The organism is Pseudomonas sp. LjRoot71 (assembly GCF_964253255.1).
Taxonomy (GTDB): Bacteria; Pseudomonadota; Gammaproteobacteria; order Pseudomonadales; family Pseudomonadaceae; genus Aquipseudomonas.
The window spans coordinates 372,099-393,828 of sequence record NZ_CAXURA020000001.1 but is presented as its reverse complement, the minus strand read 5'-3'; the positions used below and the strand labels follow the sequence as shown (position 1 = coordinate 393,828).

Below are 21,730 nucleotides of genomic sequence, written 5' to 3'. Positions count from 1 at the left end.
TTTCTTTGCTTCTGGATCATTTCGTTCGCCATGAGCCTGCATTACCCAACCATCGCCGATTGCGTCGGCAACACCCCGCTGGTGCGTTTGCAGCGCTTGCCGGGTACCACCAGCAACACCTTGCTGTTGAAGCTGGAAGGCAACAACCCGGCCGGTTCGGTGAAGGATCGTCCGGCGTTGTCGATGATCACCCGCGCCGAACTGCGCGGAGACATCAAACCCGGTGATGTGCTGATCGAAGCCACCAGTGGCAACACCGGCATCGCCCTGGCCATGGCAGCGGCAATCAAGGGTTACCGGATGATCCTGATCATGCCGGACAACTCCACCGCCGAACGCAAGGCAGCGATGACCGCCTACGGCGCGCAGCTGATTCTGGTGGGTGGCATGGAAGAAGCCCGCGATCTGGCCCTGCAGATGCAGGCCGACGGTAAGGGTAAGGTGCTTGATCAGTTCGCCAACGGCGACAACCCGATTGCCCACTACACCAGCACCGGCCCGGAAATCTGGCAGCAGACTAGCGGGCAGATCACCCATTTCGTCAGCTCGATGGGCACCACCGGGACCATCATGGGCGTCTCGCGCTTTCTGAAAGAGCAGAAGCCCGAGGTGCAGATTGTCGGTTTGCAGCCGATGGAAGGCGCGGCGATTCCCGGCATCCGCCGCTGGCCGCAGGAGTACCTGCCGAAGATTTATCAGGCCGAGCGGGTGGACCGCATCATCGACATGGGCCAGCAGGAAGCCGAAGACGTGATGCGTCGTCTGGCGCGTGAAGAGGGCATCTTCTGCGGCGTGTCTTCCGGCGGTTCGGTGGCGGCGATGTTGCGCCTGTCCCAGGAAGTGGAGAACGCGGTGATGGTGGCGATCATCTGCGACCGTGGCGACCGTTACCTGTCCAGCGGTGTTTACGACGCCCCCAATACGGATGGCCAGAGCAACTAATGGCCAAGAAAGACGGCGGCCTGCGCTTTCAACCCAGCGGCGGTTCCCGTGCCCCCCAGGTGCCGGTGGGCAAGAAGCAGAAACTGGCTATCGAGCGCCTGGCCAACGACGGCCGGGGTATCGCGTTCAGCGAGGGGCGCACCTGGTTTGTCAGTGGCGCACTGGCCGGCGAGCAGATCGAAGCGCGGGTACTCGGCGCCCACGGCAAGGTGGTCGAGGCGCGGGTCGAACGCATTCTCACCGCCAACGCCGAACGCCGCAGCGAGGCCTGCGCGCATGCCAAGGTCTGCGGTGGTTGCAGCCTGCAACATATGCCCCATGCCGAGCAGCTTGCCCTGAAACAGCGCATGCTTGCCGAGCAACTTAGCCGCCTGGCCAATCTTCAGCCGCAGGAGTGGGCTGCGCCGCTGGTCGGCCCTGAACTGGGTTATCGCCGCCGCGCGCGGATCGCCGTGCGCTGGGACAACAAGGCCAAGCGTTTGGATGTCGGTTTTCGCGCAGCAGCCAGCCAGGACATCATCGCCATCAGCGATTGCCCGGTGCTGGTACAAGCCTTGCAGCCGATCCTGCGCGCGTTACCCCAGGTATTGCGCGAGCTGGACAAGCCCCAGGCCATTGGTCATGTCGAGTTGTTCAGCGGCAGCTCCAGTGCTGTGCTGATACGACATACCGCTGCGTTGAGCGAAGCGGACCTGGCCCGTTTGCAGGCGTTCTGCACGGCGCAGAAGGCACAGCTCTGGTTGCACGGTACGGGCGAGCCGCAGCCGTTTGGGCCGGCGCAGCCACTGAGTTATCGCCTGGATGCGTTTGACCTCGACCTGGCGTATCGGCCTGGTGATTTTGTTCAGGTCAACCCGCCAGTGAATGACGCCATGGTTGCGCAGGCGCTGGAGTGGCTGGCACCGCAGGCCGATGAGCGGGTACTGGATCTGTTCTGCGGCCTGGGCAATTTCGCCTTGCCACTGGCCCTGCGGGTGCGCGAGCTGGTGGCGGTGGAGGGCGTGCAAACCATGGTCGAGCGCGCCGCTGAAAATGCTGTGAGCAACGGTCTGGGCAACGCGCACTTTTTCCAGGCCGATCTGTCCAAGCCGCTGGCCGACGCGGACTGGGCCCAGGGTGGCTTTGCGGCGGTGCTGCTGGATCCGCCGCGTGATGGCGCGTTGCAGGCTGTTCAGCAGATGTCGGCGCTGGGCGCCAAACGGGTTGTGTATGTGTCGTGCAACCCGACTACCCTGGCCCGCGACAGCGCCGAATTGCTGGCGCAGGGGTATCAGCTGGAACGGGCGGGTATCCTCGATATGTTTCCACAAACTGCGCACGTTGAAGCGATGGCGCTGTTTGTTCGACCCTAGGCTTAATACCTGCGGTCAAGGTTTTACCGGGGCAATAGCCCAGTGAGTGGTAACGGGGCGCACAGGGATTGCGCTTTCAAGCGGTTCAACCGACCGGCTCATAGAAGCTGGCGACTATTCGGCAGGCTCTGGTCTGCCGTAGGGAAGGTAGCAAGATGGTTCAGGTCAGAGCGCATCAGCCGATCAACGATGACGGCAGCATCAACCTTGAAGCCTGGCTCGGGCATGTACTGAGTGTCGATCCGGCGTTGGATCGTGACGCCCTGCGTGAGGCCTGCGAATTCGCCCGTGAAGCGGAGCAGCAGGCCAATGCCGCGCAGAACCTGTGGACCGAGGGTGCATCGAGTTTTCGCTCCGGTCTGGAAATCGCCGAAATTCTCGCCGATCTCAAGCTCGACCAGGATTCCCTGGTCGCCGCCGTGATCTATCGCTGCGTGCGTGAAGGCAAGGTGCCGTTGGCGCTGGTGCATCAGCGCTTCGGTCCGGTGGTGGCCAAACTGGTCGAGGGCGTGCTGCGCATGGCGGCGATCAGCGCTTCGATGAACCCGCGCGATTCTCTGGTGCTCGGCTCCCAGGCCCAGGTGGAAAACCTGCGCAAGATGCTGGTGGCGATGGTCGATGACGTGCGCGTGGCGCTGATCAAACTGGCCGAACGCACCTGCGCGATCCGTGCGGTGAAGGGCGCTGACGACGAGAAGCGGCAGCGCGTGGCCCGTGAGGTGTTCGACATCTATGCACCGTTGGCCCACCGCCTGGGCATCGGCCATATCAAGTGGGAGCTGGAGGACCTGTCCTTCCGCTACCTGGAGCCCGAGCAGTACAAGCAGATCGCCAAGCTGCTGCACGAGCGCCGGCTGGACCGTGAGCACTACATCAATGAAGTGATGGACCAGTTGCGCAGCGAGCTGGAAGCCACCGGGATCAAGGCCGACATCAGTGGCCGGGCCAAACACATCTACTCGATCTGGCGCAAAATGCAGCGCAAGGGCTTGCAGTTCAGCCAGATCTACGACGTGCGCGCGGTGCGCGTGCTGGTGCCGCAGGTGCGTGATTGCTACACCGCCCTCGGCATCGTCCACACCCTGTGGCGGCACATTCCCAAAGAGTTCGACGACTACATCGCCAACCCCAAGGAAAACGGCTACCGCTCGTTGCACACCGCCGTGCTTGGCCCGGAAGGCAAAGTGCTGGAGGTGCAGATCCGCACCCAGTCGATGCACGAAGAAGCCGAGTTGGGCGTGTGCGCGCACTGGCGCTACAAAGGCACCGACGTCAAAGCCAGCTCCAACCATTACGAAGAGAAGATTTCCTGGCTGCGTCAGGTGCTCGAATGGCATGAAGAACTGGGCGATATCGGCGGTCTGGCCGAACAACTGCGCGTGGATATCGAGCCGGACCGGGTCTATGTGTTCACCCCGGACGGTCACGCCATCGACCTGCCCAAAGGCGCGACACCGCTGGACTTTGCTTATCGCGTGCACACCGAGATCGGCCACAACTGCCGTGGCGCCAAGATCAACGGGCGCATCGTGCCGCTCAACTACAGCCTGCAGACCGGCGAGCAGGTGGAGATCATCACCAGCAAGCACGGCACGCCGAGCCGCGACTGGCTGAACTCCAACCTCGGTTATGTCACCACCAGCCGGGCACGGGCGAAGATCGTCCACTGGTTCAAATTGCAGGACCGCGACCAGAACGTTGCCGCCGGCAAGCAGCAGCTTGAACGTGAACTGCTGCGCTTGGGCTTGCCCCATGTGGACTTCGACAAACTGGCCGAGAAAGCCAACCTGAAAACCAGCGAGGACCTGTTTGCTTCGCTCGGCGCCGGTGATTTGCGCCTGGTGCAACTGGTCAACCTGGCGCAGCAACTGGTCGAGCCGGACCGGGTCAATGAGCAACTGGAGCTGATCCCGCGTAAGGCGTTGGGCTTCAAGCCGGGCAAGCGTGGCGATATCCAGATTCAGGGTGTCGGCAACCTGCTCACGCAGATGGCCGGCTGCTGCCAGCCGCTGCCGGGTGACCCGATTGTCGGTTACATCACCCAGGGCCGTGGCGTGAGCATCCACCGCCAGGACTGTGCTTCGGTGCTGCAGCTGTCCGGGCGCGAACCGGAGCGGATCATCCAGGTCAGCTGGGGGCCGGTACCGGTGCAGACCTATCCGGTCGACATCATCATCAAGGCTTACGACCGTTCTGGTCTGCTGCGTGATGTGACCCAGGTGCTGCTCAACGAGAAGCTCAATGTGCTGGCGGTGAATACCCGCTCGAACAAGGACGACAACACCGCGTCCATGTCGATTACCGTGGAGATTCCTGGGCTGGATGCATTGGGCCGGCTGCTGGGGCGTATTTCTCAGCTGCCCAACATTATTGAAGCGCGCCGCCATCGAGTTTCCTGAGGCGATTACGACTTAACTGGATGTGCCATGTACCAACTCGATGACCTGCTGCACCTGATGGCCCGGCTGCGCGACCCGCAGCATGGCTGCCCCTGGGACCTCAAGCAGAGTTACGCGACTATCGTGCCGCACACCCTCGAAGAGGCCTACGAAGTGGCCGATGCCATCGAGCGTGGCGACTTCGATCATCTGCCGGGTGAGCTGGGCGACCTGCTGTTTCAGGTGGTGTATTACAGCCAGCTGGCCCGTGAAGAAGGGCGCTTCGAGTTTGCCCAGGTGGTCGATGGCATTACCCGCAAGCTGATTCGCCGCCATCCTCATGTGTTCCCCGATGGCGATCTGTATGGCGCCGTGGATGTGGCCAAGCTGGAGGAGGCCGCGGTCAAGCAGCGTTGGGAAGAGATCAAGGCCGAGGAACGCGCCGAGAAGGCGGCCGCTCCCGAGCAGCTGTCGCTGCTCGACGATGTGCCCACGGCGCTGCCGTCGCTGAGCCGGGCGATCAAGTTGCAGAAGCGCGCTGCTTAGGTCGGCTTCGACTGGCCCGATGCCTTGCCGGTGGTGGATAAAGTGCGCGAAGAGCTGGATGAAGTGCTGGAGGCCATGAGCGAGAACGACCCCGAGGCGATTGGCGAAGAAATCGGCGATCTGCTGTTTGTGGTCAGCAACCTGGCCCGGCACCTAAGGGTCGATCCGGAAACGGCGCTGCGTGCGGCTAACGCCAAGTTCGAACGGCGTTTTCGTTTTATCGAGCAGGCATTGCGCGAAGCGGGGCGCAGCATGGAAGATTGCGCCCTGGATGAATTGGACGCGCTCTGGGGCGAAGCCAAGAAACTGGAAAAGCAGACCCCGAGTTGTTGAGTTGTGCGGGTGCAGTCTGCCCGCCGATGGTGGGCACGCCCGCTTTAAATTGATGGTTGGAAAGGTAGGTTATGGCTCTCTCACTACGCGATCAGTTGCTTAAAGCCGGGCTGGTCAATGAAAAGCAGGCCAAGCAGGCCGGCAAGCAGCAACAGAAACAGCAGCGCCTGGTGAATAAAGGCCAGGCCGAGAAGGACGAATCGCAAAAGCTCGCCGCGCAGCAGGCCATGGCCGAGAAGGCGGCGCGTGATCAGGAACTGAACCGTCAGCAGCAGGAAAAGATCGAGCAGAAAGCCCGTGCAGCGCAGATCAAGCAACTGATCGAAGTCTCGCGCCTGCCCAAGCTGATCACCGAGGATTACTACAACTTTGTCGACGACAAGAAGGTCAAGCGTCTGTCGGTCAACGCCCTGATGCGCAACAAGCTCAGCAGCGGCTCGCTGGCCATTGTCCGTCACGGCGGTGGCTATGAAGTGATCCCGCGTGAAGCCGCGCTAAAGATTCAGGAGCGCGACGCCCGGCGCGTGGTACTGCTCAATACCCCGACCGAAGCGCCAGATGCTGATGATCCTTACGCGGCCTATCAGGTGCCGGATGATCTGATGTGGTAATGGCCCCGGGCTAAGCCTGCAGAAATCAGCGCATAAAAAAGCCGAGCATCTAGCTCGGCTTTTTATTGGCTATGGCTTAGTCCTTACGGCCTTCGACCGTTCTGCCGTTGACGCTGCCTTCCTTGAGCATGATCTGGTATTCCTTGCCGTCTTTCTCGACCTGATGCAGGCGTACCAGCAGGAAGTCCCAGTCCTTGGCGAACCAGAGGATGGTTTTGCGGCTGCTTTGCGTCGGGTCGCGCACGCGTTCTACCTTGATGGCATCGATCAGGCCGGCCTTGGTACGCACTGTTTCTTCACCCAGCACGCGGAAATCGTAGGTTTCCACTTCGTCGCCATCGACCACCTGGTAGCTCATGCTCTTGGTGCCGGCGGCCACGTCATATTGCAGGGCCAACTGGTAGGTCGATTTGTCCAGCAGGCCACGGTTCAGTGGCAGGCGCACTGGGGTGTCGCGATCACTGCCGATGACCTGTTTGGCGCTCCAGTCGAAGTCGTGCTCGATCTTCTTGCCCTTGCCCAGGCCGTTGCGTTCATACAAGTAGGTCTGCGGCAGGAAGACTTCTTTGTCCACACGCAGGGTGCTTTGTTCGGTCAGGCTGGCCACCAACATGGAGGCTTCGAAGTTGAGCTTCCACACCCCGTTATCCAGGGCTTCAAGGCTGCGTTCGGCGCTACCGCTGACGGGCAGTTGTTTCCAGTCGGCGGTGTAGCTGGCGGAGAATGGCTTCAGCTCGACGGCCAGTGCCGGCAGGCTCAAAAGGGTCAGTGCGAACAGTAAGGCGCGGCGCATGGTGTCTCCCGGTTCGAATAAGTGGCTACGTTCGAATTAGCTGTCCAGTGCTCGGTAACAATTGCTCATCCAACATCGCCCCCTGCGCGGCCAGCTGCAAACGGCCTTCGGCAAACCAGCGCACAGCCAGCGGGTAAATCACATGTTCCTGCTCGTGTACACGCTGTGCCAGGCTGCTGGGCGAGTCATCCGACTGTACCGGTACCACTGCCTGTACGACCAGTGGTCCGCCATCGAGTTCCTCGCTGACGAAGTGCACGCTGCAACCATGCTCAGTATCGCCGGCGTCCAGCGCCCGCTGATGGGTGTGCAGGCCTTTGTATTTCGGCAGCAAAGACGGATGGATATTCAGCAGGCGGCCGGCGTAGTGACGAACGAAACCGGGGGTGAGGATGCGCATAAAGCCAGCCAGTACCACCAGTTGCGGATCAAACGCATCAATGGCCTCGACCAGCGCAGCATCGAAGGCCTCGCGGCCGTCGAACTGCTTGTGGTCGAGCACGGCGGTGGCAATGCCGGCCTGTTTGGCCCGTTCCAGGCCGTAGGCATCGGCGCGGTTGGAAATCACCGCGCTGATGCGTGCCGGATTGCTGTCATGGGCGATGCTGTCGATCAGCGCCTGCAGGTTGCTGCCGGAGCCGGAGATCAGCACCACCACATTGCACTGTGCTGGCATTAGTGCTGTTTCAGGTTGTTCAATACGACCTGAGCAGCGCCTTCGGCGGCTTCGCCGATCTGACCGATCACCCAAGGCTGCTCGCCAGCAGCGGTCAGGGTTTGCAGGGTGACTTCAACCTGATCCTGGGCCACGCAGATCACCATGCCGACGCCGCAGTTGAGTACGCGGTGCATCTCGTGCTCATCAACGTTGCCTTTTTCCTGCAGCCAGTCGAATACCGCCGGGCGCGTCCAGCTGGCCACGTCGACCACGGCTTGTGCGCCTTTTGGCAGCACGCGCGGGATGTTGTCGAGCAGGCCGCCACCGGTGATGTGGGCCATGGCTTTGACCGCGCCAGTGTCCTTGATCAGCTTGAGCAGCGGTTTGACGTAGATGCGGGTCGGGGCCATCAGCAGGTCGGTCAGCGGCTTGCCATCGACCTGAGTGGTTTCGATGTCTGCACCAGACACTTCGATGATCTTGCGGATCAGCGAGTAGCCATTGGAGTGCGGGCCTGACGATGGCAGGGCGATCAGCGCGTCACCGGTGGCGACTTTCGAGCCGTCGATGATTTCGGCTTTTTCCACCACGCCGACGCAGAAACCGGCCAGGTCGTAGTCTTCGCCTTCGTACATGCCCGGCATTTCAGCGGTTTCACCGCCAACCAGCGAGCAACCCGCCAGTTCACAGCCAGCGCCGATGCCGGTGACTACGGTGGCGGCCACGTCAACGTTGAGCTTGCCGGTGGCGTAGTAGTCGAGGAAGAACAGCGGCTCGGCGCCACAGACCACCAGGTCGTTGACGCACATAGCGACCAGGTCCTGGCCAATGCTGTCGTGCTTGTTCAGGTTCAGCGCCAGGCGCAGCTTGGTGCCCACGCCGTCGGTGCCGGAGACCAGTACGGGTTGTTTGTAGCCTGCCGGGATCTCGCACAGCGCGCCGAAGCCGCCCAGCCCACCCATGACTTCCGGACGCGCGGTGCGCTTGGCCACGCCTTTGATGCGTTCGACCAGGGCTTCGCCCGCGTCGATATCTACACCTGCGTCCTTGTAGCTGATGGAGGGTTGCTTGCTCATAGATCCAGGCCTTTAGGGGGAAATGCGGATTGGCACCACCGCTTATGGCGGCGGTCTGCGAAGGCGCGCGATTTTATCAGGCTTGCCCGGCAGCGGCCACCCGCTCTGGTTGCGGCTGTGTAGACGGCTGTTTAAGGTAGCCAAGGGCTGTATATGAAGCGTTACTGTCGGTTGGGTGGTGAAAATGGCTTTGGAATGCGCCCTGACAGCCCTAAACTCGCGCTTGTGTCCTCTGCCTGCTGCGCTATTGGCAGGGGCGAGTATTTTTCAACCCGGCCTGCGCGCCACTTTCCGTCCGTCGAGAATCCATCCATGCGTTTGACCGCTCGCCTGTTTCTTGTCTGTGTGTCGCTGTTCGGCCTGCCAGCTTTTGCTGCCCCCGTGACTGACCTGTACCAAGTTCGTGAAACAGTCAGCAGCCAGCAGCCGGAAGAGCGCGCGGCCGCTCTGAGCCGCGCGCTGGATACCCTGGTATTGCGCCTGACGGGCAAAGCCGATGCAGCGCAGAACCCGGCCCTGGCGGCACTGCACAAGGACCCGCAGCAGATCGTCAGTCAATATGGCTATGAAGGCGACAAACTGCTGGTCGACTTTGACCCACAGAGTACCGACCGCAGCCTGCGTCAGGCCGGTCTGGCGCTGTGGGGCGCCAATCGCCCGAGCATTCTGCTGTGGTGGTTGAGTGATGCCAGCGACGGCAGTCGTCTGCTTGGTGATGGCCAAGCCGCTGCTACGCCGCTCAATCAGGCCGCGCAGCACCGTGGTCTGCCGCTGCGCTTGCCGTTGGCCGATCTTTCCGAGCAACTGGTGGCGGTTGCGGAAAACCTCACTGCGAATGATCCGGCTGCCTTGCGTGAAGCCTCCGAGCGCTACGCCGCCGATGCCTTGCTGGCCGTCGTTGCGCGCGAGGCAAATGGTCAGTGGCAGGCCGAGTGGCGCTTGTGGCTGGGTGATGAACGTGAGCAAGGCTCCGTGCAGGGCGCTGACCAGGCTGCGCTGGCCGATGCCATCCTGCTGGCCGTCAATCAGCGTTTAGCACCACGCTTTATTGTCGCCCCAGGTGCGGCCACGGCCCTGACCGTGCAGGTGCAGGGTGTCGACCTGGCGCGCTATGCCGAGCTACAGCGGATTCTTGAGCCTTTTGCCGCGCAATTGCGCAAGGTTCAGGGCGATACGCTGACCTTTGCGGTGAATGCCAATGCTGAACAGTTGCGCGCACAACTGGCATTGGCGCGCTTGCAGGAAGTGCCGGCCGAGGCGGCGGTGGATGCCGGGCAGCCGCTCACGCCGCCAGCTGCGGCTGCTGAGCCTGCTGCGGCAGCGCCTGATAATGTGTTGAGGTTTCGCTGGTAGACTGCGGGCATAGCGCCTTCTCAAGTTGAAAACCGCAGCTCATAGCTGCGGTTTTTCATATGGGCTGAGGTACAGGTCAGGCAGATTTCTGGATAGCAGTGGGCATATGGAGCGCAGGGCATGATCGATTCGCATCGTTGGATATGGATAGTTGCGGCATTACTGCTGGGTGGTCTGCTGTACCTGCTGGCACCGATTCTTTCGCCGTTTTTGATCGGCATTCTGCTGGCCTACATGGGCGATCCACTGGTTGATCGTCTGGAACGCTGGAAATTGTCACGCACCTGGGGCGTTGTGGTGGTGTTTGCCCTGATCACGCTGATCATGGCCATTCTGCTGTTGGTATTGGTGCCCATGCTGGGCAAACAGTTGGTGCGTTTGTACGAACTGGCGCCGCAGATGCTCGATTGGGCGCAGCATCAGGCGTTGCCATGGATTCAGCTCAAACTGGGTTTGAACGATGGCTTCTGGCGCTTTGATCAACTCAAGGCTGCCTTCTCCGGGCAGCTGGGTAAAACCACCGATATCGTTGGTGCGCTGCTGTCCACGGCCACGGCCTCGGGTATGGCACTGCTGGCCTGGCTGGCCAACTTGCTGCTGATACCGGTGGTGAGTTTTTACCTGATGCGTGACTGGGACTTAATGGTCGCCAAACTGCGCAGCTTGCTGCCGCGCGGCCGTGAGGGGCTGATCGTGCAACTGTTCGGCGAATGCCACGAAGTGCTGGGGGCATTCCTGCGTGGCCAACTCTTGGTGATGCTGGCGCTGGGAGTGCTGTATGCCACTGGCCTGATGGTGATTGGCCTCGAACTTGGTTTGCTGATCGGCGTGCTGGCCGGCTTGGCCAGCATCGTGCCGTACCTGGGCGTGGTGGTGGGCATCGGGGCCGCGCTGACGGCGGGGCTGTTCCAGTTCGGCCTGGACTTCTACCCGCTGCTGGGCATTGCAGCGGTCTTTATCGTCGGGCAAATGCTCGAAGGCATGCTGCTGACACCGATGCTGGTGGGCGACCGCATTGGCCTGCACCCGGTCGCAGTGATCTTCGCCATCATGGCCGGCGGTCAACTGTTCGGCTTTACCGGCATCCTTCTGGCGCTGCCAGTGGCGGCTGTGATCATGGTGTTAGTGCGTCATCTGCATGATTTCTATAAACTTTCCGATCTTTACGGTGAGCCAGCCAGTGGTTCCGACGAGCCGCCCAACCCAGCATGACCCCCATACAACTGCCTTTAGGTGTGCGTCTGCGTGATGACGCCACTTTCGCCAACTACTACCCCGGTGCTAACGCGGCGGCCCTCGGCTATGTCGAGCGGCTGTGCGAGGCCGACGCTGGCTGGACCGAGAGCCTGATCTACCTGTGGGGCGGTGAGGGCGTTGGACGCAGTCATTTGTTGCAGGCGGCGTGCTTGCGTTTTGAGCAGCGTGGCGAGCCGGCGGTGTATCTGCCGTTGGCCGACGTGGTCGAGTATGGCCCGGCGCTGCTGGATAACCTTGAGCAGTGCGAGCTGGTCTGTCTGGATGACCTGGATGCCGTGGCTGGCAACAGTGAGTGGGAAGAGGCGCTCTTCCACCTGTTTAATCGCTTGCGTGACAGTGGTCGCCGTCTGCTGTTGGCAGCGGGTACGTCGCCGCGGGAGCTGCCAATCAAGTTGGCGGATCTGCAATCGCGCCTGACCCTGGCGCTGGTGTTCCAGTTGCAGTCGCTGTCTGATGAGGACAAGTTGCGCGCCCTGCAGCTGCGCGCCTCGCGCCGTGGCCTGCATCTCAGTGATGAAGTCGGGCGTTTTATCCTGACTCGCGGTGAGCGCAGCATGAATGCGCTGTTTGAATTGCTTGAGCGCCTGGATCAGGCCTCGTTGCAGGCTCAGCGCAAGCTGACCATTCCCTTCCTCAAGGAAACCCTGGGCTGGTAACTGCCCACCTCAAAGCAACGGCACTTGCGAGTGTTGCTTTGAGGTCAGGGATGCGCCGTTATTCCCCAGCCAGCTTGCGTTCGTACTGAAAGCGCCAGCGGGTGAACATCAGTGCCGCGCAGAACAGGCTGAAGCTGAGCAGGGTGAGCAGCCAGCCATACAGCGCTTTGCTCGGGTCGAAAGCAGCGAGCACACCCTGGATAAAGTACAGGTTGACCACGAAACAGGCCCAGGCATGTGCGCGTGCGTTGCCCAACAGCAGACCTGGGGCGAGCAGTAACAGTGGCGTCAGTTGCAAGCCAAGGATGACCCACAGCAGTTTGCCGGGGATGTTGGCGTAGTGCAGATTCCACACCAGCAGCAGGGCGGCCAGGCTAAAGAAGCTCAACAGACTGGCGGCGCGGCTGATGTTCAGGCGCGGTTGCAGCCATTCCAGGCTGGGCAGCGGTTTGGCGATTCTAGCCACGGGCACTCTCCAGTTTGATTGCGGTGTATGCCAGGCGCTGGCCGAGCGCACGGCACAGGGCCGTTTCATGTTCATCCAGGGCGCGTTTGCCATCGGCGCCGGCATGGTGACTGGCACCGTAAGGTGTACCGCCGCCACGGGTTTCCAGCAGTGCGGCTTCGCTGTAGGGCAGGCCAGTGATCAGCATGCCGTGGTGCAGCAGCGGTAATAGCATCGACAGCAGGGTACTTTCCTGGCCGCCATGCAGGCTGGCGGTGGAGGTGAATACCCCTGCCGGTTTGCCCACGAGGCCGCCTGTCAGCCACAGGCCGCTGGTGCCATCGAGGAAGTACTTGAGCGGCGCGGCCATATTGCCGAAACGAGTCGGGCTGCCGAGCGCCAGACCGGCACAGTTTTTCAGGTCGTCCAGGCTGGCGTACAGCGCGCCCTCCGGCGGAATTGCAGGGGCAGTGGCTTCACACTCGGCGGAAATAGCCGGCACCGTGCGCAGGCGCGCTTCCAAACCGCCCATTTCGACGCCGCGAGCAATCTGCCGGGCCATTTCGGCGGTGGCGCCGTGGCGGCTGTAATACAGCACCAGAATATAGGCGGCGCTCACGGCAGGATCTCCAGAATGCTTTCCGGTGGACGGCCGACCACGGCTTTGTCGCCTGCAACCAGGATGGGGCGTTCGATCAGTTTGGGGTGGCTGGTCATGGCGGTGATCAACTGTTCATCCGTCAATTGTGGGTCGTCCAGGCCGAGGGCCTTGTACTCGTCCTCGCCGGTGCGCAGCAGTTGCCGGGGGCGGATGCCGAGTTTGCCCAGCAGTTCCTGCAACTGCGCGGCGTTTAGCGGGGTTTCCAGATAGCGCACAATGGCTGGGGTGAGTCCGCGCTCTTCGAGCAGTTGCAGGGCGCTGCGCGATTTCGAGCAGCGCGGGTTATGGTAGAGCGTCAGATCGGTCATGTTCGGGTCGCCTGTGGCCATCAATGGCGGCTATTCTACCTGCTAACGGCATTTACGCCTGCGTCCACAGCAGGTTGCTGAGTGCGGGTGGCTAAGGAGAGTGCATGCGGCAGCGCGTTATCAACCTGTTGGAGTTCTGGCGTTTCCTGTTGCAGCGGTTTATCGCTGATCAAGGTACCAACAATGCGGCGGCGCTGACCTATACCACCCTGTTTGCGGTGGTGCCGATGATGACCGTGACATTTTCCATGTTGTCTGCCATCCCGGCATTTCAGGATACCGGCGAGCAAATCCAGAATTTCATCTTCCGCAACTTTGTGCCCTCGGCTGGTGAAACCCTGCAGCAATACCTGCGTGATTTTACTACCCAGGCGCGAAAGCTGACCTGGGTAGGGGTGGTGGTGTTGGCCGCCACGGCATTCTGGATGCTGGTCACCATCGAGAAAACCTTCAACACCATCTGGCGTGTGCGCCAACCGCGGCGCGGTGTTTCCAGCTTTCTGCTGTATTGGGCGATTCTCAGCCTAGGACCGTTGCTGCTGGGCGGTGGCTTTGCCATCAGCACCTATATCACCTCGCTGTCGCTGATCTCCGGGCCGGATGCCTTGCTTGGCATGCAGGCGCTGTTGAAATTCATGCCGCTGCTGTTCAGCGTCGCGGCCTTCACCTTGCTGTATGCCACGGTGCCGAATGCCCGAGTGCCGCTGCGACATGCGCTATTGGGCGGCTTGTTTGCCGCCATCCTGTTTGAAGTGGCGAAGATGCTGTTCGGCCTGTATGTACGTCTGTTTCCGGGCTATCAACTGATCTATGGCGCCTTTGCCACGGTGCCGCTGTTTCTGCTGTGGATCTATCTGTCCTGGTTGATCGTGTTGTTCGGCGCGGAGTTGGTGTGCAATCTGGGGATTTCCCAGCAATGGCGCAGGCGTGCCATGCCGCGCTTACTGACAGTCTTCGGCGTGCTGCGGGTGTTTTATGAGCGCCAACAAGCAGGCCTCAAGGTGCGTTTACGTGATGTACAGCGCCAGGGTTGGCAATTGGCCGAGCACGAGTGGGAAGAGATTCTGGCATTCCTCGAACAGCAGAAGTTGATTGCCTCGACCGGTCCCGGCGCTTGGGTGCTGAGCCGCGATCTCAGTCATTATCCGGTGCAACAACTGCTGAGCCACAGCCCGTGGCCGTTACCTCGGGTGGAGAACCTGCCAGAGCAACTTGAGGAACCCTGGTATCCGTCGCTGCGCAGGGGGGTGGAGCGTTTGCAGGATGAGCAGACGCAACTGTTTGCAGCAGACCTGGCGCAGTGGCTGCAGCCTCAGGCTGACGCTGCCGAGTGACGTAAAACGTCAGTTTGCGGCGCTGCACTGATGGCGCATGATGGCACCGGTGACCATGAAGGTCGCCAAATGAGCTTATAAGGGAGGCTGGCACGCTTCTCGCTATCGCAACTGCAGATAGCGATCAGGTTGCCAGCAGGGCAGGGATTAGCGGAGTGTGAAGGCGTTATGACAGCCAGCAAAGGCAAAGTGATTCATCTGTATAAGCGTGATCCCCAGGAGGCCCTTGAGCGCCTCAACCGCATCACCGGTCTGCGTTTTAGCAGCTGGCCGCAATCGTTGGTCAATATTGCTACATCTTCCGACGAGTCCTCAGCTCTAGCGCTTCCTGAGGCACAATCCAGCAAAACGCCCAGTGGTGTAGTCTCAGGCTGAATGCAAAACCCCGCGACAGTGCGCGGGGTTTTGGGCTGCTTCGCGGTGGCTCAGGCGAGTGCCTGGCGGCTGTCGGCTTGTGCCAGTTCCATAGCTTGCACAAACAACTCTTCGACGATCAGGCTGTTTGCCGATACGGCAGAGCGCAGGCGCACCTGCATGTCTTCGATTTTCTGTTTGACCGGCAGGCGCGCTACGCCGGAAAGCAGGATCTTGCTGTGTTGATTGACCTTGCCGTGGTCGACCATCACTTCGCGCAGGTTACCGCCGTCACGGTAGCTGATCAGCAGGGATACCGGCAGGTTAGCCAAGCCGGGCAAGTGCAACCAGGCGGCTACATTGAACTCGGCGACACGCCCTTCGTATGGGGTGACCTGTAAGCGGGCGAGGTTGACGATGGCTGCAGGTACTGGGCCTACCAACTTGTCGAGGGCTTGGGTCATGGTTGTGTTCCAGGGTAATAACAGATCGCATCATGCGTGAGTGCGATCCATTATAAGTGGAGCCTTCCCGATGAAACTGTGCGCTTGGCCGATGTTCGGCGTGACCTTTCTCGCAGTTTTAGCGTAAGGGTAAATCCATCTAGGCCAACTGCATCGGGTGGCGGGTGACCGAGGCTGTAATCAGGTTGGCTGCAGGCAGCGGCAGAATGGCCTGATTGTGTGCGCTGGCCAGTTGCAGCCAGACGTTTTCCCCTTCGACGAACTGCCCATTGGGCAGCCACAGCCCGTGATGCCAGCCATTACCCGGTGCCGGTGTGCTTTGCAGCACGCCGGGATGGGTTTGTGCACTGGGCGCACGGCGCAACCACACGGGGCGTGGCAGGCCTTTCAAATAGCGCAGACCGAGGTGCAGGCCTTCACTGTTCAGGTGGCGCCAGCGTACCAGGGCCAGTGTCGGGGTATCGCTGCCGGTGAGCAGCAGCACCAGTTGACCAACTGATAGTTGAACGGCGTGGTCGGCATTGCACAGCAGGCGAGCGCCACCGGGGCTTGCGTCGAGCATCTGTGCGGCAGTGCGGGCAGGTCGTTGTTCCAGCAGTTGGGTATGGATGCCCGTCAGCCCAACCACCATCTCGCATGTGGAGCTGTGGTCGGCGCGGGCGTGGCGACGTTGCTGACGTCCCAACCAGTGCTGTTGCACGCGCTCCAATACCTGGCGCTCCGCCTGACTTTGCAGTGGCGCGGGCTCATGCAGGGCGACCAGTAGAGCGCCCAGCTCAAAACGGCGCAAATAGGCCGGGCTGCCTTCGGCAGCCTGATCGTAACTCAGGCAGGGTTGAGACTCGGTCAGGTCGATTGTCGGACCTTCGATATCGTCGTCTTCATCCCAGGGCAGCAGGCGAGCCAGGCCGGATAGAGGGGAGAGGGCGCCAAACAATAAGGCACATTCACCATCAGCCAGGTGGAACGGGTTACTCAGTGCCAGTAGCAGCATCTGTTGGTAGATGCCGCGCAAGGTACTGGCGGGTTGTGGTAGGAATGCGGCGGCGACGGGTTCATCCAGGCAATCCTGGTGTTCGCCGATCCAGTACAGCAGGTGGCTGTCGCGCCACAGGCTTGCTGGTGGTTCCTGATAAAGCTGGTAGTGCCGCAAGAGGCTCTGCGCCAGGAAGTGCTGAGCCATATACAGGCACCAGGCCAGGTGCGGACGTGACGGCTGGCGGCCCTGGAGAATTTGCAGCAGCAGGCGTTTGAAACCGATCGCCAGTTCGCTGCACAGATGCACGAACAGTGCACTGGGCGGCATCTCGCCTTGATAGGCCTTACTGTAGTGCCGGTACTGATCGCTGAAGCTTTGCAGTGCGCGCTGCCTTTCGAGTAAGGTCATGGCACTGCGGTTCAGCCTGAAGAGCAGACCAAGCACCTGCTGCAGGGACTGTTCTGCAGGTTGCAGACGCGCCTGGGCCAGTTGCTCGTTGAGATCGGCCAGCGGCGCGACGTCGTTGTCGAGGATGTCTGGCACTTCCAGGCGCAAGGCATCTAATGTCATATCAACCTTATCGAATCAGGGAGCGAATGCATGGGAATGCGTTTCCAGGCGATCATTCGTGCTGTGGCAGGCGTCGGCATAGGTCTGATTCTGGCAGGGTGTGCTGAAGACATAGGCGTCGATCAATATGGACGAAAGGTAGCGGTTGAGCGCCTGGAAGGCCAGTGGTTAGTGATTAATTACTGGGCGCAGTGGTGTGCGCCATGCCGTACCGAGATTCCTGAACTCAATGCCCTGGAAACCCAGCTCAAGGCACAATCGGTGCAGGTGCTCGGGGTGAATTTCGACGGGTTGCAGGGTGAAAAGCTGAGCCAGGCGGCGCAGGACATGAACATCACTTTCACAGTACTGGCGCAGGACCCGGCCGAACGTTATCAGTTGCCACGCGCAGAGGTACTGCCCGTGACCTATATCGTCGATCCTCAGGGGCGAATGCGTGAGCGTTTGCTGGGCGAGCAGACGGCAGCCGGCTTAACGGCACATCTGGCCGCGCTCAAGGCGCAGGAGTAGGCCATGGCGCATGTTTGTATGCATGGCTATGTCAGTGGGCATGTTCAGGGTGTGCGCTTTCGGCAAACGACAGCGGAGCAGGCTGAACGCCTTGAGCTGAGTGGCTGGGTGCGCAATCTGGCGGACGGTCGGGTTGAAGTGCTGTTTGAGGGGGCTGAGGCCGCTGTGAGCGAATTGGCGAGTTGGTTGCAGGCAGGCCCGCAAGCTGCGCAGGTCAGTGGCCTGGAGCTGCATGAGCAGGCTGTGCAGGGGGTTGCCGGGTTTATTGTGCGGCGATAAGTCGATGATGGCTTATGCGCCGCTAACCGATCCTAGGGTTTGACGTACCAGAAGTCATGCCAGAAACCGACCACCTTGGCCGGATAAGCGTGCTTGCCGAGGCTGCCGTTATAGCGTGCCAGCGCGCGATTCAGATCGCCGTTTTCCTTGCGCAGATAGAAACTGAGAATGGTGCAGCCGTAGCGCAGGTTGGTGGCGTTGTCAGTGAGGTTGTCATGTGGCCGCCCCAGCTCGGCTTTCCAGAACGGCATCACCTGCATCATGCCTTGAGCGCCGACCGAAGAAATGGCGAAGCGGTCGAAATGGCTCTCGGCATGAATCAGGGCAATCACTAAATCAGGGCGCAAACCCGCCTTGCTGGCCTCACGATGCACGAGCCGTAACAGGCTCAGACGTTCCTCTGCATCTGGAATGTAGCGACGCATGCGCGTGGACATATCCAGCAGCCAGACCTCGGCATCAAAACGATCCTGAAAGCTATCAGCCTGAGCCACTGTTTGCTGGAGCAGGGCGCGCAGTTCCGGTTCCGGGGCCTGGCGCACATCCGCCTGACTCGCGCCCCACCACAGCAGGCCAAGTAGGACGCAGGTCAGGCGCGGCCACATGGGGTGTCAGTCGTGGCCGGGGTCAGCGACTAGGCGTCCGGCATCCCTGGTCAGGGCCAGCAGGAAGATCTTCTGCAGCTCGGGGTCATTGCGCGTCAGTTCGATCAGGCTCTGTTCCAGCTCGCTGGCTTCTTCCTCAAGGCCGAGTTCCGACAGGCGCTTGACCCGATGTACCCATTGGGCCACGTCATCGCCTTCAAGGTCGGCATAGATCAGCTCGTGGGCTTCCTGCAGCTTGCCGCGCAAGGTACGGCTGACCAGCAGGGAGGCGTCGGCGCGGGCCGAGCCCTGGTCATCTTCGACGGTCAGCAGCAGGGTGCTGATGCGTGTCATATCCTGCTCGGCAAATGGGCTGTCGAGCAGGTTCAGACGCAGGATGCCGTTGCGGTCGGTGAGCAGTTCATGGGTCTGTTCGCCCGCTTTGACCTGCACCGGGCGTTCGGCCCAAGGCAGGCTGGAGTACTCCATGCGCGCATCCTGGCGGCGCTCTTCCAGGCTGGCGAGGTTCTGCTGTGAGCGTCCGTTGGATTCGACGTTCATCGCCGGATTGATACCGGCAAAGCCGTAACTGATCCAGTCCTTGGTGACGGTATCCGGCAGGCTGCCTAGTAGCACCACATTCATCACGTTTGCGCCAATACCGCCGACAATCGCCAGTGCCCCGAGCGGTACTTCATACAGTTCGCGCCAGGGTTGGTAAGGCGTATAGCGGTCGTAACGGCGTGTCACGTCGAAGGCTGTCACTTCGAAGGTCTTCTGTTCATGCACGCGTACACGGCGCTGTGGCAGCTCCAGTACGCGCGGCTCCCCCACATCGATCTGCAGGCTGTGATCGAGCAGTTTGCGCTCGATACGCTCCTCGTGCTCGCTGCGTTGCGGCAAATGATTGGCGCAACCGCTAAGTAGCAGGGTGCCACCCAGTAGGGTGGCAATGAGGCTGAGGGTGTTTCGCTTGAACATGACGACTCTTGCTAAAAGGGCTGAGATCAGTGGCGGATACGGGCCTGGATAAAACTCATGATGTCGGCCACAGGCACGGCCTGGGCTTCGGTTTCCTGACGGCTCTTGTATTCCAGGTTACCTTCGGCCAGACCGCGGTCGCTGACGACAATGCGGTGCGGGATACCGATCAGTTCCATATCCGCAAATTTGATGCCTGGGCTGGTCTTTTTGTCACGGTCGTCCAGCAGCACTTCGAAGCCTGCTGCGGTGAGTTCGGCATACAGCTTGTCGGTGGCCTCGCGCACAGCGTCGGTTTCGTAACGCAGCGGTACCAGGGCGATATGGAAAGGCGCGAGCGCGTCATTCCAGAGGATGCCGCGCTCGTCGTTGTTCTGCTCGATGGCGGCTGCCACCACGCGAGAAACACCGATGCCGTAGCAGCCCATGGTCAGGATTACCGGCTTGCCGTTTTCGCCCAGCACTTGGCAGTTCAGCGCTTGGCTGTACTTGGTGCCGAGTTGGAAAATATGCCCGACTTCGATGCCGCGCTTGATTTCCAGGGTGCCTTTGCCGTCAGGACTAGGGTCACCGGCCACCACATTGCGCAGATCGGCAACCTCCGGCAAGGGCAGGTCGCGCTCCCAGTTGACGCCGAAGTAGTGCTTGTCGTCGATATTGGCGCCAGAAGCGAAGTCGCTCATCAGGGCAACCGAGCGATCAATGATGCAAGTAATCGGCAGGTTCACTGGGCCAAGCGAGCCTGGGCCGGCACCGACAGCTGCACGGATCTCGGCTTCATTGGCAAACACCAGCGGACTGGCAACCTGTTCCAGATTGGCAGCCTTGATCTCATTGAGCTCGTGGTCGCCGCGGACAATCAGGGCGACCAGGGTGCCTTCTTTGGCGCCGTGGACGATCAGGGTTTTGATGGTTTTTTCGATGGCCAGACCGAAGCCCTGCACCAGTGCATCGATGGTCTTGGTGTCCGGTGTTTCAACCATGCGCATGCTTTCAGTCGCCGCGCCACGGCTGCTTTCGCGCGGAATTGCTTCGGCTTTTTCGATATTGGCGGCGTAATCGGAGCTGTCGCTGAAGGCAATATCGTCCTCGCCGGAGTCGGCCAGCACGTGGAACTCGTGAGAGCCAGTACCGCCGATGGAGCCGGTATCCGCCTGCACAGGTCGGAAGTTCAGACCCAGGCGGGTGAATACATTGCAGTAGGCCTGGTGCATGCGGTCATAGGTTTCTTGCAGCGAAGCCTGGTCAACGTGGAAGGAGTAGGCATCCTTCATGATGAACTCGCGGCCACGCATCAGGCCGAAGCGCGGACGAATCTCGTCGCGGAACTTGGTCTGGATCTGATACATATTGATCGGCAACTGCTTGTAGCTGTTCAGCTCGTTGCGTGCCAGATCAGTAATCACTTCTTCGTGAGTCGGGCCTGCGCAGAAGTCACGGCCGTGGCGATCCTTCATACGCAGCAGTTCAGGGCCGTACTGTTCCCAACGCCCGGACTCCTGCCACAGTTCAGCGGGTTGAATACCAGGCATCAGTACTTCCAGTGCGCCGGCGGCGTTCATTTCCTCACGTACAACGTTCTCAACCTTGCGCAGCACGCGCAGACCCATGGGCAGCCAGGTGTAGAGGCCGGAAGCGAGCTTGCGAATCATGCCGGCACGCAGCATCAGTTGATGGCTGATCACTACGGCGTCGGACGGGGTTTCTTTGAGAGTCGAGAGCAGGAACTGGCTAGTACGCATATTTGGCTGTTCTGTCGGTTGCAAGAGATTTTCAATGGCCCGCATTGTACGGTGCCTGTACAGATGCGTACAGGATGCTGGCGTGTGCTTATAAAAGGAGGGGAGTGTGTCGATATTGACGGCAGAGCAGGTGCAGGCGCTGATTCGTGCAGGGTTGCCGATGGCGGAAGACATCAACTTGTGTATTGATCGTCTGGACGGCGAGGGAGCACTGGCGCGCGTGCCATTTCACAGCAAACTGGTGCGTCCTGGTGGCACCTTGTCCGGCCCGACCATCATGGCGCTGGCAGATGCGGCCATGTATGCCGTTGTATTGGGTCGCCTCGGGCGGGTTGAGATGGCGGTAACGTCAAACCTCAATATCAACTTCTTGGTTAAGCCTAAGCCGATTGATCTATTGGCAGAGGCGCAGATATTGAGATTGAGTCGCAGGCAGGCAGTTTGCGAAGTTTCGGTCTATTCATTGGGTAATGAAGATGAGTTGGTAGCGCATGTGACAGGGACTTATGCGTTGCCCATTTAATATTTGGGCTCCTTGTCTGGCTACAGTTCAGACGTGCAATA

At 60.6% G+C, this 21,730-nt stretch carries 23 protein-coding genes and 1 pseudogene; 13 read left to right on the top strand and 11 right to left on the bottom strand.

The genetic code is table 11. The annotated features are described in order from the left end of the window. Positions 1–30 precede the first annotated feature (30 nt). The 5 genes and pseudogenes from cysM to ACSQ17_RS01920 all read left to right on the top strand — a co-directional run bounded on the left by cysM (position 31) and on the right by ACSQ17_RS01920 (position 6,162). Positions 31–942: a cysteine synthase CysM gene (gene cysM / locus ACSQ17_RS01940; protein WP_436067360.1), complete on the top strand. Its 912-nt coding sequence runs from the start codon at positions 31–33 to the stop codon at positions 940–942. Then, the gene (gene rlmD, locus ACSQ17_RS01935) at positions 942–2,294 is read left to right on the top strand and encodes a 23S rRNA (uracil(1939)-C(5))-methyltransferase RlmD (protein ID WP_436067359.1); all 1,353 of its coding nucleotides are present in this window, start codon (positions 942–944) and stop codon (positions 2,292–2,294) included. Before cysM ends, rlmD begins: the two co-directional genes overlap by 1 nt. A 155-nt stretch (positions 2,295–2,449) precedes the next feature. After that, the gene (relA, locus tag ACSQ17_RS01930) at positions 2,450–4,693 is read left to right on the top strand and encodes a GTP diphosphokinase (RefSeq protein WP_436067358.1); all 2,244 of its coding nucleotides are present in this window, start codon (positions 2,450–2,452) and stop codon (positions 4,691–4,693) included. A gap of 27 nt (positions 4,694–4,720) precedes the next feature. Then, positions 4,721–5,551: pseudogene (gene mazG / locus ACSQ17_RS01925) on the top strand (nucleoside triphosphate pyrophosphohydrolase). A 71-nt stretch (positions 5,552–5,622) separates the two neighbouring features. Beyond that, positions 5,623–6,162, top strand: coding sequence for a DUF2058 domain-containing protein (locus tag ACSQ17_RS01920; RefSeq protein ID WP_436067357.1), 540 nt, complete (start codon positions 5,623–5,625; stop codon positions 6,160–6,162). Positions 6,163–6,238: 76 nt separating this feature from the next. Here the strand turns inward: ACSQ17_RS01920 and ACSQ17_RS01915 are convergent, their stop codons facing one another. From ACSQ17_RS01915 to purM, 3 genes are read right to left on the bottom strand one after another with little or no spacing between them, the layout of a single operon-like run. Then, a complete protein-coding gene (locus ACSQ17_RS01915) occupies positions 6,239–6,955 on the bottom strand; it encodes a DUF3108 domain-containing protein (protein WP_436067356.1) in 717 nt (238 codons plus the stop codon). A gap of 25 nt (positions 6,956–6,980) precedes the next feature. Further along, positions 6,981–7,631 carry a phosphoribosylglycinamide formyltransferase gene (gene purN / locus ACSQ17_RS01910; RefSeq protein ID WP_436067355.1) on the bottom strand — a complete coding sequence of 217 codons (651 nt, stop codon included), beginning with the start codon at positions 7,629–7,631 and terminating at the stop codon, positions 6,981–6,983. Further along, a complete protein-coding gene (purM, locus tag ACSQ17_RS01905) occupies positions 7,631–8,689 on the bottom strand; it encodes a phosphoribosylformylglycinamidine cyclo-ligase (RefSeq protein ID WP_233684573.1) in 1,059 nt (352 codons plus the stop codon). Before purM ends, purN begins: the two co-directional genes overlap by 1 nt. A gap of 312 nt (positions 8,690–9,001) precedes the next feature. Between purM and ACSQ17_RS01900 the strand changes: the two genes are divergently transcribed. The 3 genes from ACSQ17_RS01900 to hda all read left to right on the top strand — a co-directional run bounded on the left by ACSQ17_RS01900 (position 9,002) and on the right by hda (position 11,955). Beyond that, positions 9,002–10,042: a DUF2066 domain-containing protein gene (locus ACSQ17_RS01900; RefSeq protein WP_436067354.1), complete on the top strand. Its 1,041-nt coding sequence runs from the start codon at positions 9,002–9,004 to the stop codon at positions 10,040–10,042. A 120-nt stretch (positions 10,043–10,162) separates the two neighbouring features. Continuing rightward, positions 10,163–11,254: an AI-2E family transporter gene (locus tag ACSQ17_RS01895; RefSeq protein WP_436067353.1), complete on the top strand. Its 1,092-nt coding sequence runs from the start codon at positions 10,163–10,165 to the stop codon at positions 11,252–11,254. Continuing rightward, positions 11,251–11,955 carry a DnaA regulatory inactivator Hda gene (gene hda / locus ACSQ17_RS01890; protein ID WP_436067352.1) on the top strand — a complete coding sequence of 235 codons (705 nt, stop codon included), beginning with the start codon at positions 11,251–11,253 and terminating at the stop codon, positions 11,953–11,955. The genes ACSQ17_RS01895 and hda overlap by 4 nt, the downstream gene beginning before the upstream one ends. Before the next feature lie 58 nt (positions 11,956–12,013). On the opposite strand, the gene ACSQ17_RS01885 is transcribed toward hda, so the two are convergent. The 3 genes from ACSQ17_RS01885 to arsC are packed head-to-tail and all read right to left on the bottom strand — an operon-like array spanning position 12,014 to position 13,369. Next, the gene (locus tag ACSQ17_RS01885; protein WP_436067351.1) at positions 12,014–12,421 is read right to left on the bottom strand and encodes a DUF2069 domain-containing protein; all 408 of its coding nucleotides are present in this window, start codon (positions 12,419–12,421) and stop codon (positions 12,014–12,016) included. Further along, the gene (gene wrbA, locus ACSQ17_RS01880) at positions 12,414–13,019 is read right to left on the bottom strand and encodes an NAD(P)H:quinone oxidoreductase (protein WP_436067350.1); all 606 of its coding nucleotides are present in this window, start codon (positions 13,017–13,019) and stop codon (positions 12,414–12,416) included. Before wrbA ends, ACSQ17_RS01885 begins: the two co-directional genes overlap by 8 nt. Beyond that, positions 13,016–13,369: an arsenate reductase (glutaredoxin) gene (arsC, locus tag ACSQ17_RS01875; RefSeq protein WP_436067349.1), complete on the bottom strand. Its 354-nt coding sequence runs from the start codon at positions 13,367–13,369 to the stop codon at positions 13,016–13,018. The genes wrbA and arsC overlap by 4 nt, the downstream gene beginning before the upstream one ends. Before the next feature lie 104 nt (positions 13,370–13,473). Here arsC and ACSQ17_RS01870 point away from each other — a divergent pair, with 104 nt between their 5' ends. Continuing rightward, entirely contained in the window at positions 13,474–14,703 is a 1,230-nt protein-coding gene (locus ACSQ17_RS01870) for a virulence factor BrkB family protein (protein WP_436067348.1), read from the top strand. A gap of 168 nt (positions 14,704–14,871) precedes the next feature. Further along, complete coding sequence (locus ACSQ17_RS01865) at positions 14,872–15,078, top strand: hypothetical protein (protein WP_436067347.1); 207 nt, start codon at positions 14,872–14,874, stop codon at positions 15,076–15,078. A 50-nt stretch (positions 15,079–15,128) separates the two neighbouring features. On the opposite strand, the gene ACSQ17_RS01860 is transcribed toward ACSQ17_RS01865, so the two are convergent. Beyond that, positions 15,129–15,521: a hypothetical protein gene (locus ACSQ17_RS01860; protein ID WP_436067346.1), complete on the bottom strand. Its 393-nt coding sequence runs from the start codon at positions 15,519–15,521 to the stop codon at positions 15,129–15,131. A gap of 139 nt (positions 15,522–15,660) precedes the next feature. Beyond that, a complete protein-coding gene (locus ACSQ17_RS01855; protein ID WP_436067345.1) occupies positions 15,661–17,070 on the bottom strand; it encodes a PilZ domain-containing protein in 1,410 nt (469 codons plus the stop codon). Between the two features lie 30 nt (positions 17,071–17,100). Here ACSQ17_RS01855 and ACSQ17_RS01850 point away from each other — a divergent pair, with 30 nt between their 5' ends. Both ACSQ17_RS01850 and ACSQ17_RS01845 read left to right on the top strand, forming a co-directional pair. Further along, positions 17,101–17,580 (top strand): TlpA disulfide reductase family protein, encoded by a 480-nt coding sequence (locus ACSQ17_RS01850; RefSeq protein ID WP_436067344.1) that lies wholly within the window; start codon positions 17,101–17,103, stop codon positions 17,578–17,580. Between the two features lie 3 nt (positions 17,581–17,583). After that, a complete protein-coding gene (locus tag ACSQ17_RS01845; RefSeq protein WP_436067343.1) occupies positions 17,584–17,859 on the top strand; it encodes an acylphosphatase in 276 nt (91 codons plus the stop codon). 32 nt (positions 17,860–17,891) lie between these two features. Here ACSQ17_RS01845 and ACSQ17_RS01840 read toward each other — a convergent pair whose 3' ends face one another. From ACSQ17_RS01840 to ACSQ17_RS01830, 3 genes are read right to left on the bottom strand one after another with little or no spacing between them, the layout of a single operon-like run. Further along, on the bottom strand, positions 17,892–18,464 hold the full coding sequence (locus ACSQ17_RS01840) for a transglycosylase SLT domain-containing protein (protein ID WP_436067342.1): 573 nt from the start codon (positions 18,462–18,464) through the stop codon (positions 17,892–17,894). A 6-nt stretch (positions 18,465–18,470) separates the two neighbouring features. Next, complete coding sequence (locus ACSQ17_RS01835) at positions 18,471–19,424, bottom strand: hypothetical protein (protein ID WP_436067341.1); 954 nt, start codon at positions 19,422–19,424, stop codon at positions 18,471–18,473. A gap of 26 nt (positions 19,425–19,450) precedes the next feature. Continuing rightward, on the bottom strand, positions 19,451–21,166 hold the full coding sequence (locus tag ACSQ17_RS01830) for a proline--tRNA ligase (RefSeq protein ID WP_436067340.1): 1,716 nt from the start codon (positions 21,164–21,166) through the stop codon (positions 19,451–19,453). A 115-nt stretch (positions 21,167–21,281) separates the two neighbouring features. Between ACSQ17_RS01830 and ACSQ17_RS01825 the strand changes: the two genes are divergently transcribed. Further along, entirely contained in the window at positions 21,282–21,689 is a 408-nt protein-coding gene (locus ACSQ17_RS01825) for a PaaI family thioesterase (RefSeq protein ID WP_233685203.1), read from the top strand. Positions 21,690–21,730: the final 41 nt, after the last annotated feature.

Coding starts and splice junctions, on each gene's coding strand:
- cysM (WP_436067360.1), top strand. CDS start 31: ATGAGCCTGCATTACCCAACCATCGCCGATTGCGTCGGCAACACCCCG.
- rlmD (WP_436067359.1), top strand. CDS start 942: ATGGCCAAGAAAGACGGCGGCCTGCGCTTTCAACCCAGCGGCGGTTCC.
- relA (WP_436067358.1), top strand. CDS start 2,450: ATGGTTCAGGTCAGAGCGCATCAGCCGATCAACGATGACGGCAGCATC.
- ACSQ17_RS01920 (WP_436067357.1), top strand. CDS start 5,623: ATGGCTCTCTCACTACGCGATCAGTTGCTTAAAGCCGGGCTGGTCAAT.
- ACSQ17_RS01915 (WP_436067356.1), bottom strand. CDS start 6,955: ATGCGCCGCGCCTTACTGTTCGCACTGACCCTTTTGAGCCTGCCGGCA.
- purN (WP_436067355.1), bottom strand. CDS start 7,631: ATGCCAGCACAGTGCAATGTGGTGGTGCTGATCTCCGGCTCCGGCAGC.
- purM (WP_233684573.1), bottom strand. CDS start 8,689: ATGAGCAAGCAACCCTCCATCAGCTACAAGGACGCAGGTGTAGATATC.
- ACSQ17_RS01900 (WP_436067354.1), top strand. CDS start 9,002: ATGCGTTTGACCGCTCGCCTGTTTCTTGTCTGTGTGTCGCTGTTCGGC.
- ACSQ17_RS01895 (WP_436067353.1), top strand. CDS start 10,163: ATGATCGATTCGCATCGTTGGATATGGATAGTTGCGGCATTACTGCTG.
- hda (WP_436067352.1), top strand. CDS start 11,251: ATGACCCCCATACAACTGCCTTTAGGTGTGCGTCTGCGTGATGACGCC.
- arsC (WP_436067349.1), bottom strand. CDS start 13,369: ATGACCGATCTGACGCTCTACCATAACCCGCGCTGCTCGAAATCGCGC.
- ACSQ17_RS01870 (WP_436067348.1), top strand. CDS start 13,474: ATGCGGCAGCGCGTTATCAACCTGTTGGAGTTCTGGCGTTTCCTGTTG.
- ACSQ17_RS01865 (WP_436067347.1), top strand. CDS start 14,872: ATGACAGCCAGCAAAGGCAAAGTGATTCATCTGTATAAGCGTGATCCC.
- ACSQ17_RS01860 (WP_436067346.1), bottom strand. CDS start 15,521: ATGACCCAAGCCCTCGACAAGTTGGTAGGCCCAGTACCTGCAGCCATC.
- ACSQ17_RS01855 (WP_436067345.1), bottom strand. CDS start 17,070: ATGACATTAGATGCCTTGCGCCTGGAAGTGCCAGACATCCTCGACAAC.
- ACSQ17_RS01850 (WP_436067344.1), top strand. CDS start 17,101: ATGGGAATGCGTTTCCAGGCGATCATTCGTGCTGTGGCAGGCGTCGGC.
- ACSQ17_RS01845 (WP_436067343.1), top strand. CDS start 17,584: ATGGCGCATGTTTGTATGCATGGCTATGTCAGTGGGCATGTTCAGGGT.
- ACSQ17_RS01840 (WP_436067342.1), bottom strand. CDS start 18,464: ATGTGGCCGCGCCTGACCTGCGTCCTACTTGGCCTGCTGTGGTGGGGC.
- ACSQ17_RS01835 (WP_436067341.1), bottom strand. CDS start 19,424: ATGTTCAAGCGAAACACCCTCAGCCTCATTGCCACCCTACTGGGTGGC.
- ACSQ17_RS01830 (WP_436067340.1), bottom strand. CDS start 21,166: ATGCGTACTAGCCAGTTCCTGCTCTCGACTCTCAAAGAAACCCCGTCC.